Source organism: Leifsonia sp. NPDC102414 (genome assembly GCF_044765685.1).
Lineage (GTDB): Bacteria > Actinomycetota > Actinomycetes > Actinomycetales > Microbacteriaceae > Leifsonia.
This window is the reverse complement of record NZ_JBIWKN010000002.1, coordinates 49,360-62,244: the sequence shown is the minus strand read 5'-3', so window position 1 is coordinate 62,244 and position 12,885 is coordinate 49,360. Positions and strand designations below refer to the sequence as shown.

Genomic DNA, 12,885 nt, shown 5'->3' with positions numbered 1-12,885 from the left:
CCGATGGGCGCAGGGGGAAAGCAACTCAGCATCGCACTGGTCGGTACGCGTGGCGTGCCCGCCAGGTACGGCGGGTTCGAGACCTGCGTCGAAGAAGTCGGAAGCCGGCTCGCCGACCGCGGCCACAACGTCCGCGTCTACTGCCGCCGCATCGAGACCGCGGATGGTGTCGCGCCGCAGGAGGAACTCCCAACGTACAAGGGCATGACGCTCGTGCACCAGGGCGCCATGCGCCGCAGGTCGCTGGAGACGCTCAGCCACACAGGGCTCTCTGTCGGCCACCTGCTCGGTCACCGCACCGACGCCGCGATCGTCTTCAACGCGGCGAACTCGATGTACCTCCCGATGCTGCGCGCAGCCCGCATCCCGGTCGCCACGCACGTGGACGGCCTGGAGTGGCAGCGCGCCAAATGGGGCGCCATGGGCAGGCGGTACTACCGCTTCGCCGAGTCGGCCGCAGTGCGCTGGTCGGACGCCCTCATCGCCGACGCCCAGGGCATCGCCGACTACTACACGACCGAGTTCGCGGTCGGCACCAGGCTCATCGCATACGGAGCGCCGACCGTGCCGTCCACCACCCACCGACTCAGCGAGCTCGGCCTCGAGCCGCACGGCTACCACCTGGTCGTCGCCAGGTTCGAGCCGGAGAACCACGTGGACACGATCGTCGACGGTTACCGCAGGAGCGACGCGAAGCTGCCGCTCGTCGTCGTCGGCTCCGCTCCGTACGCGGAGGAGTACACCCGCAGGGTTCGTGCGCTGGCGGACGACAGGGTGCGGTTCCTCGGCGGCGTGTGGGATCAGGAGCTCCTCGACCAGCTCTACTCGTCCGCGTTCACCTACCTGCACGGCCACTCCGTTGGCGGCACCAACCCGTCGCTGCTCAGAGCAGTCGGTGCAGGTACGCCGACGATCGCGTACGACGTGCCGTTCAACAGCGAGGTCCTCGGCGACGCCGGCCTCTACTTCACGGCCGCAAGCGATCTGGCGAGCACCATCGGATTCGCGGAGGCGGCCGTTGAGCAGCACGCCGCCCGCAGCACTGCGACGCGGGAACGCGCGAAGGATTACGACTGGGACGCGGTCGCCGACGCGTACGAGACGCTCTGCGCCGACCTGGTGGAACACAGGGCGGTCAAGCCGAAACGGCCGTTCTTCGGGCAGCGCGTGAACGGGCAGAGCGGACTGGCCGCCGTGCCGGTCGCAACCGAGCGGACAAGCTGATGAGCACCGGATCGGCAGGCGCGGCAGGAGCCGCGGCAGGCGCACCGACGGGCGCACCCGCTGCCCGCGAGAGCTACCTCGACGTCGTGCGCCGCCTCGCCGCGGCGCAGAAGCCGGCCGCCAGAAGCGCGCCGGCGTACTCGCGCTACGTCAACCGTCGCATCGGACGCTACTTGGCTGCCTGGGCGTACCGCGCCGGTCTCAGCCCGAACGCGGTCACCGCGATCAGCGCGGTGTGGACGTTCGCTGCCATCGCCATCCTCGTCGTCCTCCCGCCGTCCTGGTGGTCGGGGATCGCCGCGGCCGTGCTGCTGCTCGTCGGCTACGCGTTCGACAGCGCGGACGGCCAGGTCTCCCGGCTCGCCGGGCTCAGCAGCCCGGCGGGCGAATGGCTCGACCACATGGTCGACTCGCTCAAAGTAGTCACGATGCCGCTGGCGCTCGCCGTCGGCTTCTGGCTGCACGACTCTGTTCCCACCTGGTGGCTGCTGATCCCCGTGGCGTTCTCGATCGTCTCGTCCGTGCTGTTCTTCGGCATGATCCTCACCGAGCAACTTCGTCGTCAGCGCGGGCGCGCGTCCATCGCCGCGGATGCGCCGGGACGACCATCGTGGATGCGCGCCATCGCCGTGCTGCCGATGGATTACGGCGTGCTCTGCCTCTCGTTCGTGCTGCTCGGTGCGCTGCCCGTGTTCCTCGTGGTGTACACCCTGCTCTTCGCGGCGACGACCGCTTTCCTGCTGCTGGCCGCCGCCAGTTGGTTCCGGGAGCTGCGCGCCCCGGCCACCCCCGACACCCATCTGGCGACCGACCAGCGCCAGAGCACCGAAGAAGGACGATCATGACCGAAGCAACAGAGGCTCCTCGCGGCCCCGACCACCACGTCCGCAACCGCATCCTGCTCATCGTCGTCGGCAGCGTCGCCGTCGCCGCGGTGGCGGCAGGGCTCATCGTGGCCGGGATCCACGGCGCGAAACCCGGAGGCCCCGTCCCGAACGCGCTGCAGCCCGTGGCCACGCAGCAGGCGGCGCCGTCCGACAGCCCTGCGAGCAGCGGAAGCAGCGCGAAGCCGACGCCCGGCACGAAGAGCGAGACGCCCGCCGAGCGAACGGACGCGGTCAAGTACGGCCAGCAGGTCGCCGCGAGTGTCAGCACGAAGCAGGAGGCGAAGACGCCGGCCGGGCTGACGGCTGCCGTCACGACGTTCGCGTCGTACACGGCGACGGCGACCCGCGCGGGAGAGGTCAGCGGGCCCGCCGTGAAGGCGACCCTCACCCTCACGAACGGCACGGGATCGTCGGTGCCGCTGACGGCGGTCACGGTCAACGGATACTACGGGGACGACGCGACGCCCGCATCCCGTGTCGACGGCGACAAGGCCACGAAGCCGTTCGCCGCCGAGCTCGCGCCCGGCGCCACGGCGACGGCCACGTACGTGTTCACCGTGCCCGCTGACGCGAAGTCCGTCACGATCACGCTGGCCGACGCGGCGGGTGCGAAGCTCGTCACGTTCACCGGCGCTCCCTGAGCCGGCGCGCTCCCTGAATCGGTTCACCCCCTGAAAGGGGGTGGACCGCGAGAATGAAACCGGGCGTACTGTTTGCTTCATGAGCAAACCTCACAATCGCATCCAGGGTCTGGATGCCCTCCGAGGGCTCGCGATTCTGCTGGTCATGCTCCGACATTCCTGGGGGACACCTTCGGCGGCGCCGGGATCGTCGGCGTCGTCGCGTTCTTCACACTGTCCGGGTACCTCATCACCGGGCTGCTCGCCAGCGACGTCCGGACGTACGGCCGGGTCAGGTATCTGCGGTTCTACAAGAACCGGGCAATCCGGCTCCTCCCTGCGCTCGTCTTCGCCCTCGCCGGGTTCGCCGTGGTCGAAGGACTCCTCGACCTCGGCGGCCACCGTGCTCAGGTGCTGCGCACCGTCGAGGTGGCGCTCACCTACACGGCGAACGTCCCCGGGCTCAACCACGGTTCCGACGACATGTCCCACCTGTGGACCCTGGCCAACGAGGAGCAGTTCTACCTCGTCTGGCCGATCTTGATCCTCCTGGCCGTCCGGTTCCGCAAGGAGTGGCTGACCGTGACGATCGCCGCGGCGGCCATCGTCGCGGTCCTCGGCGCGACGATCCTCTTCACAGAACCACTGGTGAAGATCTATACCTGGCCGTCGACCTGGACGATCGCGATGGTGGTCGGCGCCGCGTGTCAATTGGGGCGCAATCGGCTCTCGCTGGTGCTCAGGGGCGTCGTGGCGCGCATCGGAGGGGTGGTCGGGCTGGTCGGCCTGGTGGGCCTCTCCTTCCTCCCTGACGCGAAGAGCAATCCGTTCGTCTACCTGTTCGGGGGCGCGGTCATCGCGGTGCTCACCATGCTTGTCGTCTGGTGGTGGAAGGACATCGCCGTGATGCCTGCGTGGTCGCGGCCCCTCGTCTGGCTGGGGACGATCAGCTACGCCGCGTACCTCTGGAACTATCCGATCGGCTGGTGGCTGCGCGACCTCGGGGTGACCGACTGGCAGGCGCCGGCCATCCTGCTCACCGTGGCAGCGGCGGCAGTGTCCTGGTTCGCCGTCGAGCGACCGTTCAACCGGCTCAAGAACCTGAGGACCTCCCCGGCCGACCAGGCGGACGTCGCCCGCCCGAAGCTCCGGCCCCGAGCAGGCAGCGCATCCCACCACCGGGGCACACCGGCGATCGAGCCGGACACAAAGCGGTGACGGCCGAGGGCTGACGCCGGCTACTTGTGCGTCGGAACGGACTCCGACGACTGGGCGGCGCCCTCGTCGTCCTGGCTCGGCGCGGCCGCAGCGCGGTTCGGCAGGCCGAAGCGGCGCGGGGGCTGCTTGGAGGCCGGGTAGTACACGTCGCGGTTCTTCTGGGCGCTGACCCTGTTGAGGACGACGCCGAGGACCGTGACGCCCGACTTCTCGAGGGAGTCCATCGTCTGGCTGAGCTGCTGGCGGCGCACGTGCGTGCGATCGACCACCACGATCGCGCCTCCGACCTGCCTGGCCAGGATGGCCGCGTCAGCCACCGCGATCAACGGCGCCGTGTCGATCACCACCACGTCGTAGTCGGCGATCAGCCTGCCGAGCAGTTCCGTCATCGCGCGCGACGACAGCAGCTCGCTCGGGTTGGGCGGGATCGGTCCCGAGGTGAGCACGTCGAGGCTGCCCTCTCCCCACCGCTGCACCACATCCGAGAACTCGGCGCGGCCGGCGAGCACGGAGGTGAGGCCGGCGTCTCCGACGAGGCCGGAGTACGAGGCGACCATCGGGCGGCGGAGGTCGGCGTCGATGAGCAGGGTGCGCTGTCCCGTCTCCGCGAGCGCGAGGGCGAGGTTCGTCGCGATCATCGACTTGCCCTCCGCGGGAATGGAAGAGGTGACGACGATGCCTCTGGATGCGGACCCCAGCGTGACGAACTCCAGGTTCGACCTGAGCTGCCGGTAGTTCTCCGCCGCGTTCGAGAGCGGTTCGACGGCGAGGACGGGCCGTGGATGCTTGCCCTTCTCCTTCTGGATCGAGCCGAGCAGCGGCGCCTGGGTCACGGCGGCCGCGATCTCCGCGCTGTGCACGCGGGTGTCCAGAGTGGCCCTCAGCACCAGGAAGAGGACGCCGACGATCAGGCCGAGGAGGAGCCCGGTGACCACGTTGAGACGGGTGTTCGGGGAGGACGGGTCCTTGGGGACGCTCGCGTTCTCGATCACGCGCACGGAGACCGTGGTCTGGCCCTCCGCGTTCTTCGGCGCGATCTGCTCGACCGTCTTGCTGAGGCTGGCGGCGACCGCGTTGGCGACCTTCGCGGCCTGCGCAGGGTCAGGGTCGGTGACCGCGAGCTCGAGGATGACGGTGTTCTGCGGCGTGCTCACGGTGATCGCGTCTGCCAGGCCCTTGGCCGTCACATCGAGGTCGAGGTCGTCGACGACGGGCTGCAGCACGACAGGCGACTCCGCGAGCTGGGCGAACGACAGCATCTGGTTCTGGGTGTACGTCGAGCCCTGGCTGAGGTCGCTCGCCGACCCGCCGAAGTTCAGCGAGAAGTAGAGGCCGGAGGTAGCCGTGTACACCGGCTTCGCGATCTGTGACAGACCGAAACCGGCGACGCCGCCGACAATGGTCGCGATCAGGATCACGTACCAGAACCGCCGGAAAGCGGTGAGGTACTGGTGCGTGTTCATGGTCGGGCCTCCCGTGGAGTCGGATGTTGTGGCAGGCGCCGGTCGTTCGCCGGGCAGCGAGCGGTGGATCGCTCGGATGTCGGGCGTACGGCGGACGCGGTCGGGCGTCGTTGAAGGCATTCTAGGCGGCACTCCTCACCGGAGGACGCGCGTCACTGCGAGTGTGACGAGGGTGCTCCACGGCGCGGGTGTTCAGCATCACACCCGCCGTGCTGAGCGGGATGAGCTGCGTCGTGGCTGCGAGCCCGGCGACGAACCACACGAAGATCGAGTACTGGGTGATGAGGGCGACGGTCGCGAAAGCGGGGATCTGCGCCACGAGCGCGATCGTCGCCGGGCTCGCCTTCCTCCGCACGAGCAGGATGATGCCGCCGGCGAGGGCGACCAGGATGCCGATGAGAACAATGGTGCCGTTGGTCAGGCCGGTGAGTATGAGCTGGCTGTCGATCGAGCGGAAGTCGCCGAAATACAGGTTGCCTGCCGAGTTCTTCTCGGCGGACGACGCGACGCCGATCGGGTTCATCGTGCCGATCAGGGACACCAGGTCGCCGCGGTAGTTCGCGCTGTCGCTTGCCTCGGACCCCGCGTCGTCGAAGACGGCGGTGACCAGGGGGAACACGACGGCGGAGACCGCGAGCATCGCGGCGACGAGCGTGATGCGGGCCTTCCTGGTGATGGCGTCTCGCATGAACAGGATGCTCAGCACGAGACCGAGGAGCGCGCACACCATCCCGATGCGGCTGAACGTGTAGACCGTGCCGACCAGCATGAGGAGCACCATGCCGGCGCGCACCCAGAGCCGGAACGGCGCGGCGAGGGTAAGCGGGATGGCGAGGGCGAGGCTTGAGCCGAGGGCGATCGAGTGACCGAAGGCGCCTTCGGCGCGCGGGACGCCCCCGCGCTCCTGGATGCTGCCCCAGATCGTGTACATGGCGTTGCTCGCGTGGATCTCGACGAAGGGGTTCCAGTGCGTCAGCCCCTCGATGATGGCGAGCACGGCCACGCCCGTGAAGACGATGGCGATCGCGCCGTGCAGCCACCGCGCATCCACCCGCATCGGGGCGAAGCGGCCGATCAGGTAGGCGATGACGTAGTAGGTGACGATGCTGAACAGCGCGCTCATGGCGATGGAGGCGCTGCCCGTGTAGAGCGAGCAGATCGCGGCGACGACCACGAGAACGAGCAGGCCGTCCAGCCAGCTCAGCCGCATCCGGGGAAGGGGGATCAGCGCGGCGATGACGAGAAGCCCTGCGGCCGTGGCGGGAGGGAGATAGTAGTTGCCGTTGAAGCCCACGTTGACGCCCAGCCAGATCGGCACGAACGCGAGCACGCAGATCCACACGGACACCGCGAGCTTGGGGGAGCGCCTGAGCACGAGGAAGCCCGCGAACGCGAGCACGACGGCGAGGATCAGCGGAAGCGTCTTGTCGACGGCCGGACCGGTCAGCGTTAGCGTGTGAAACATCCTCATCACCCCCTTCCGCCCATGTTAAGCCAGCGGGCGGCCCGGAGACCGTTCCTGTTCAGAGCGGCCGTCAGCGCGTACGCGCGTTGCTGCGTGCGATGGCCGCGATCCTTCGGCGGTATGCGTCAGGGCTGTGCCTGCGCTCGGCCGCCGCGACGTCGGAGCCCACGTTCGCCCTCGTGCCCTCCCACTCGGCGATCGTGCCGACCAGCGCATCCGCGAGCGATGCCGAGCTCCCGGGCTCGACGGTGGTCGCCGACGCGTATCCTGCCGTCGCCTCCAGCAGACCGCTGGTGGCGCTCGCGATCACCGGACGGCCGCTCAGGATCGCCTCGACAGCGGTGTTCCCGAACGGCTCGTCGGCGCGCGACGGCACGAGCACGACGTCTCCGTCGTGCACGTACTCCCACACAGACGGCTGGAAACCGCGGAAGCGGACCTTGTCGCCGAGGTTGTTCTTGGTGACCTGCTCGCGCAGCGCCTCCTCGTACCACTCGTAGCCGGGGAAGACGGCTCCGACGAGGTCGAGGCTCGCTCCGATGCCGCGCTGGTCGAGCTCGGCGATCGCGTCGATGGCGACGTCGACGCCCTTCCTGGGCGACAGGCGCCCGATGTACGTCACCCGCAGGTCGCCGTCGATGTGCGAACGGACGGGCTGCGGCTCAGGCGGACCCGGCACCGCGTTGTACACGACCTCCGCGCGACGCTCCAGCGACGGGAACGACCCGCCGAGAACGCCGACGCTGAACCTGCTGTTGGCCACGATGGTGTTCGCGAGCAGCAGCGGCGTCGCGAGGATGCGCCGCAGCAGAGGGGATGCGGAGCTCTCGCCCTCGTGCACGTGACAGAGCACGGGCACGCGGGCGAGGCGTCCGAGGCCGATCCAGAGCGGCACGGTGACCGTGTTCACGTAGACGAGGGCCGGACGCTCCTGGCGGAGCAACCGCATCCCGTCGACGAGGCCGCGGACGGCCGTGCCGATGAACCGCACGAAGCCGAGGGGACGGAGGGCGCTTTTGCGCACGACGGGCGCTGCGCACCTCCTGACCCTCGCCCCGCGGGCGACGACCTCTGGCAGCAGCGGGCCGTCGTCCGGCACCGTCACCACCACATCCCAGCCGTCGTCCACGAGGGCGGTGACGCTCTCGAGGAGCACCCGGTCGGAGCCGTACAGCTCCGAGCTCGGGTGCGCCACGAGAACCGTGCGCCGCGTGCGGTTCATTCGGTCGTTCACTGTGCGGGCACCACCACGAAGTCGTCGAACCTGGTGGTGACCGGGATGTCGGTCGCCGTGCCGGAGACGTAGGTGCGGAGTCCGGTGAACCCGGCTGCCTGGAGGGCTGCCGTCGCATCCGTGGTGCTCAGCTGCCAGGCAGCGGGCTCCGTGGTGGATGCGGACCACACCTTGGCCCTGATGGTCGTCGGCGACGTGCCGAACACCTGCAGGTGGATCTTCAGCTTGTCACCGGCGCCGACCGTGAGGTTGGCGACATTGAGGGCGGACAGGGTCGTCGAACCCTGCATGAGCTGGAGCTGCACGGCGCCGGTCGACTTGACCCACGCCCTGGCCTCGTAGTCGTTCGACCCGATCATGCGGCCGATCGCCGAGTAGTAGATGCCGCCGCCCGTCGCCGCCTTGTCGGCGGAGACGGTCACCGTCACATCGGCACTCGTCTGGGTGATCGTCTGCAGTGTGGCCGTCTTCGTCATTCCGGCCGGCGTGACCTGCTGGCCGACGCCGCTGGCGACGTTGAAGCTGGTCGCGCCGCCGGACAGCGTCCACGCCCCACCCTTGTCGGCGGAGCCCCAGCCGTTCGCCACGGAGCGTTCGAACGCATCCTGCGCGAGGGCGTTGGGAGCCGGGTTGGTCGCGGTGATCGCCTTGGTGGTGCTGGCGGTCGCGCCCTGGTTGTCCGTCACGGTCAGGGTGATCGTGTACGGGCCGGCTGCTGCATAGGTGTGGGTGGTGGTCGCTCCCGTTCCTGTCGCTCCGTCTCCGAAGTTCCAGGCGTAGGAGGCGATCGTGCCGTCCGGGTCACTCGACGCCGACCCGTTGACCGACACGCCGAGGTTCGTCACCGTGGCGGTGAACGACGCCGTCGGCGGCTGGTTCGGCGGGACGGTGGTCGTCACCTGGTGCTGGATCGACGTGGTCGCGCCCTGGTTGTCCGTCACGGTCAGGGTCACCGTGAAGGTGCCTGCCGATCCGTACGTGTGGGTCGCTGTCGCTCCCGAGCCCGTCGCTCCGTCTCCGAAGTCCCAGGCGTACGAGGCGATCGTGCCGTCCGGGTCGCTCGAGGTCGAGCCGTCGAACGATGCGCCGAGGTTCGTCACCGACGAGGTGAACGCTGCCACGGGCGGCTGGTTCGGCGGTGCGGCCGTCACGGCGACACCCTTGGTGATGCTGGTGGACGCGCCCTGGTTGTCGGTCACGGTCAGCTTCACCGGGTATGTGCCGGTCGCGGGGAACGAGTGCGTCGCCGTCGCGCCCGTGCCTGTCGCTCCGTCTCCGAAGTCCCATGCGTACGAGGCGATCGTGCCGTCGGGGTCCGACGAACCGGATGCGTCGAAGCTCGCGTCGAGGAACGTCGCAGTGGACGTGAACGCTGCCACAGGCGGCTGGTTCGGCGGTGCGGCCTGGACGGCCACGACCTGCGTCACGGTCCCCGTCCCACCCTGGTTGTCCGTCACGGTGAGCTTCACGGGGTAGCTCCCACTCTGGAGGAAGGTGTGGGTGGCCGTGGCTCCCGTCGCGGTGTCACCGTCTCCGAAGTCCCAGGCGTACGAGGCGATCGTGCCGTCCGGGTCCGTCGAAGCCGAGCCGTCGAAGCTCGCGTTGAGGAACGTCGCGCTGGACGTGAACGACGCTGTCGGGAGCTGGTTGGGCAGCGTTCCCGAGGTTCCGAGCGAGTAGTGGTTCGCCACATCCTGAGCGCTCAGCACGCTGGAGTAGACCGCGGCCTCGTCCAGCGTTCCGCTGAAGTACGGCCCGGTGGAACCCCAGGTGTTGTCGCCGCCGATGCGCCAGTATCCGCTGTATGCCTGAGCCTGCGTCTGCGGGTTGGTCCCGATGAGCTGGCCGTCAACGTACAGTTTCATGCCGTCAGGACCCTGCGTCGCCACTGCCTGGTGCCACTGGTTGTTGTTCAGCGGGTTGGGCGATGTGATGGTGTTGGTCTGGCCGGTGTACGTGCCGAACACGATGCGTCCGTCGTCCTGCATGTAGATGTGACGGTCGTAGTTGCTCGACAGACCGGTCTGCTGGTCGCCGAAGCCGATCAGCTTTCCGCCCTTGGTGGTCGTGGTCTTGAACCAGATCTCCTCGGTGTAGACCGTCGGGTTGGCGAACTGCTGGTTGCTCGACACGATGCCGCCGGAGGACCCGGAGTTGTTCGTGTTGAACCGCACCGCCTTGTCCGCAGTGCCGGGCAGGACGCCCGACTGGTTCTTCGTGGTCGCGGTGCCGGAGTACGTGCCGTTGTTGGTGTAGGCGTCCGCGCTGTTCGCGACAGAGCCGCTGGTCTCGTCGAGGCGCCAGAAGATGTCCGGGTTGCCGTTGTAGACGGCGGCTCCGTACGCATCGGCTGGTGCGGGGGCGAGCGGCGACGGACGACCGGAGGCCACGAACTGGTTCACCACGGTGGTGCGGTCCAGGACCGTCGGGTAGATCGACACCTGGCCGATGTCACCGGCGAAGAAGTTGCTGGCCGGCTGGTTCGGCCAGCCGCCCAGGTTGTCTCCGCCGACGCGCCAGTAGCCGGCGTACGACTGACCGTTGGTCACGTCGGTCCTGCTGCCGATCTGCTTGCCGTCGATGTACAGCCGCATCCCGTTCGCGCCGAGCGAGGTGACGACTTGGTGCCACTGCCCGTCGTTGTACGAGCTGGAGCTGTTCAGCGTCGCGACGCCGCCCGGGTAGACACCGAACCAGATCTTGCCGCTGTTGTCCATGTAGACGTGGCGGTCGTAGCTGCTCGACGTCCCGGTGTTCGTGTTGCCGAAGCCGAGGATCTTGCCTCCGCTTGTCGACGTGGTGCGGAACCAGGCGGATGCCGTGTACGTGTCAGGCGCCTGGATGGCCGTCGGCGTCACCGCGAGGCTCGTCGATCCGTTGAACGTGGATGCGGTCGTTCCGGTGATCGGGCCTGCTGCGCCCTGCGTGACGGCGGTCTCCTGCAGGTCGTTGAATCCGACATGGTCGAATCCGACTGTTCCGCTCGACTCGTCCAACGGCCAGTAGCTGGATGCTCCCGCCTGCGTCACCGAGTCGGAGTACGCGCCTCCGCTGTTGGTGGCAGCGACGGTGACCGCGTTCGTGTCACGGGACGTGGTGTTGCCGAACGGGTCGTAGACCTTCACGTGATAGATCGGGTGCGACCCCGGTGTGAGCCCGCTGTCCACGAAGCCGATCATGGGCCTGGTGTAGAAGTTGGAGCGCACGGTGGTCTGGTAGACGGGCGTCGTGCCGGCATCCCGGTACACCTTGTACGTCAGGTAGCCGTTGTCCGCGTCGTAGGTCGCGGCGAAGCTCACGCGCACCTGGCCGGCGTTGAACGACGCCGCGGTCGGGACGAGCGGGATGCCGGCAGGGCCCACCTTGTTCGGAGCGGAGGTCGACAGCGCGAACCGCGTGAGGCCCTGCTGCTGGATGCCGTTGACGGAGGGGAACTCGCCGCCGTAGACGACGTACTTGTCGTTGCCGGAGACGCTCCAGGTCGCCTGGCTCTGACCGGTGAAGGTGCCGACCGTCCAGGTCGGGAACCAGTCGAGCAGCGACGGGGACGGGTTGCCGGCCCAGTTGAAGTAGCCGTAGGGGTCGTTCGTGATGGTGCCGGTCGCCGCCCTGCTGAAGGCGATCGAGTTGTGGAACGTCCAGGTCGGGCTGGTCTGCGGGAAGCCGCCGATGTTGCCGCAGTAGTGCGGGTGACCCGCCACGTACAGCGGCCCGTTGTTCTGGGCGAAGATCGAGTACGTGTCGCCGTGGCAGTCCTCGATCCAGTTGATGGCTCCCGTGTTCGGGTCGGCGGAGAAGCTGCCCTCGAGGTTGCCGCCCGCGCCGAAGACGTAGCCGGAGCCGTAGACGCGGTCGGCGGTCGTGTACAGCGAGGTGATGCTCGCCTGCGTCCCCGCGTTGCGAACGGTCTGGTTGGCGGCGAACGGCAGGATCGCCGCCGTGCTCGCATCCACGGCGCCGAGGCCGTAGTTGGCGACGCCGCCGAGGTTCTGGAAGCGGCCGCCGACGATCAGCTTGGAGCCGTCCTTGGTGAGGGCCAGCGCATCCACGGGGGCGTCGGCGTCGGCCTGCCAGTTGAGGGTCGATCCGTCCGCCGCGCTCACCGCTCCGACGTATGCGCGGGCGACGCCGTTGATGCTGGAGGCGTCACCGCCCATGTAGACCGTCGTGTTGCTGGCGGCGACCGCGCGGGTCTCGCTCTCCATGATCGGGCGGAACGCCGTCACGATGGTGTTCGTCGCCGTCGAGAACGCCGCGAGCCGGTAGTAGCCCTTGCTGTCGATCGAGGTGAAGTCGCCGACCACGTAGATGCGCGATCCGTCGGGGGATGCGGTGATCCCGAGGGCCTGCGCGTTCAGGTTCGGTGCGAACGGGAGGAGGTTGCCCGTTGTGATGTCGTAGGCGAGGAGGTTGTTTCGCGGGGTCTCGTTCGTTCCGGCGGGCGAGCCGTACGGCCGCGCCGAGGTGAACTTGCCGGCGACGTAGACGGTGTTGCCGACGACGACCTGCGCCCACACGACGCCGTTGATCTGCGGGGTCGGGAGGACGTCGTCGGTGACGGTGGTCGGGGTCGCCGGGTTCGTCGGGTCGGGTGGCGCGCTGTCCGCGGAGGCGGGCGATGCGATCGCCAGGCCTCCGAAGACCAGGCCCACCGCGGTGATGATCGCGGTCAGGATGCCCAGCGAGCGAGCGCGAGGGCGGAGTTCTGTGGTCATGACAACCTCGGTGTCTGTTCGGGTCGGGGTGGGGGTTGTTGTGAGAGCAGGTCGGGGAC

The 12,885-nt window shown here is 68.6% G+C and carries 8 protein-coding genes; 4 read left to right on the top strand and 4 right to left on the bottom strand.

All coding sequences use genetic code 11. The features are described from left to right. Positions 1 to 3: 3 nt before the first annotated feature. The 4 genes from ACIRCZ_RS08560 to ACIRCZ_RS08545 all read left to right on the top strand — a co-directional run bounded on the left by ACIRCZ_RS08560 (position 4) and on the right by ACIRCZ_RS08545 (position 3,949). Positions 4 to 1,224 carry a DUF1972 domain-containing protein gene (locus ACIRCZ_RS08560; protein ID WP_055898659.1) on the top strand — a complete coding sequence of 407 codons (1,221 nt, stop codon included), beginning with the start codon at positions 4 to 6 and terminating at the stop codon, positions 1,222 to 1,224. Beyond that, positions 1,224 to 2,069 carry a CDP-alcohol phosphatidyltransferase family protein gene (locus ACIRCZ_RS08555; protein ID WP_082581578.1) on the top strand — a complete coding sequence of 282 codons (846 nt, stop codon included), beginning with the start codon at positions 1,224 to 1,226 and terminating at the stop codon, positions 2,067 to 2,069. The genes ACIRCZ_RS08560 and ACIRCZ_RS08555 overlap by 1 nt, the downstream gene beginning before the upstream one ends. Further along, complete coding sequence (locus ACIRCZ_RS08550) at positions 2,066 to 2,752, top strand: hypothetical protein (protein WP_055898662.1); 687 nt, start codon at positions 2,066 to 2,068, stop codon at positions 2,750 to 2,752. Before ACIRCZ_RS08555 ends, ACIRCZ_RS08550 begins: the two co-directional genes overlap by 4 nt. A 72-nt stretch (positions 2,753 to 2,824) precedes the next feature. Next, positions 2,825 to 3,949 carry an acyltransferase family protein gene (locus ACIRCZ_RS08545; RefSeq protein WP_402851843.1) on the top strand — a complete coding sequence of 375 codons (1,125 nt, stop codon included), beginning with the start codon at positions 2,825 to 2,827 and terminating at the stop codon, positions 3,947 to 3,949. Between the two features lie 20 nt (positions 3,950 to 3,969). On the opposite strand, the gene ACIRCZ_RS08540 is transcribed toward ACIRCZ_RS08545, so the two are convergent. The 4 genes from ACIRCZ_RS08540 to ACIRCZ_RS08525 all read right to left on the bottom strand — a co-directional run bounded on the left by ACIRCZ_RS08540 (position 3,970) and on the right by ACIRCZ_RS08525 (position 12,826). Next, a complete protein-coding gene (locus ACIRCZ_RS08540; protein ID WP_082581579.1) occupies positions 3,970 to 5,412 on the bottom strand; it encodes a polysaccharide biosynthesis tyrosine autokinase in 1,443 nt (480 codons plus the stop codon). A 121-nt stretch (positions 5,413 to 5,533) separates the two neighbouring features. Continuing rightward, positions 5,534 to 6,877, bottom strand: coding sequence for a hypothetical protein (locus ACIRCZ_RS08535; protein ID WP_402851840.1), 1,344 nt, complete (start codon positions 6,875 to 6,877; stop codon positions 5,534 to 5,536). A 70-nt stretch (positions 6,878 to 6,947) separates the two neighbouring features. After that, positions 6,948 to 8,099 (bottom strand): glycosyltransferase, encoded by a 1,152-nt coding sequence (locus ACIRCZ_RS08530; protein ID WP_402851837.1) that lies wholly within the window; start codon positions 8,097 to 8,099, stop codon positions 6,948 to 6,950. 8 nt (positions 8,100 to 8,107) lie between these two features. Next, positions 8,108 to 12,826 (bottom strand): PKD domain-containing protein, encoded by a 4,719-nt coding sequence (locus ACIRCZ_RS08525; protein ID WP_402851834.1) that lies wholly within the window; start codon positions 12,824 to 12,826, stop codon positions 8,108 to 8,110. Between the last annotated feature and the right edge of the window lie 59 nt (positions 12,827 to 12,885).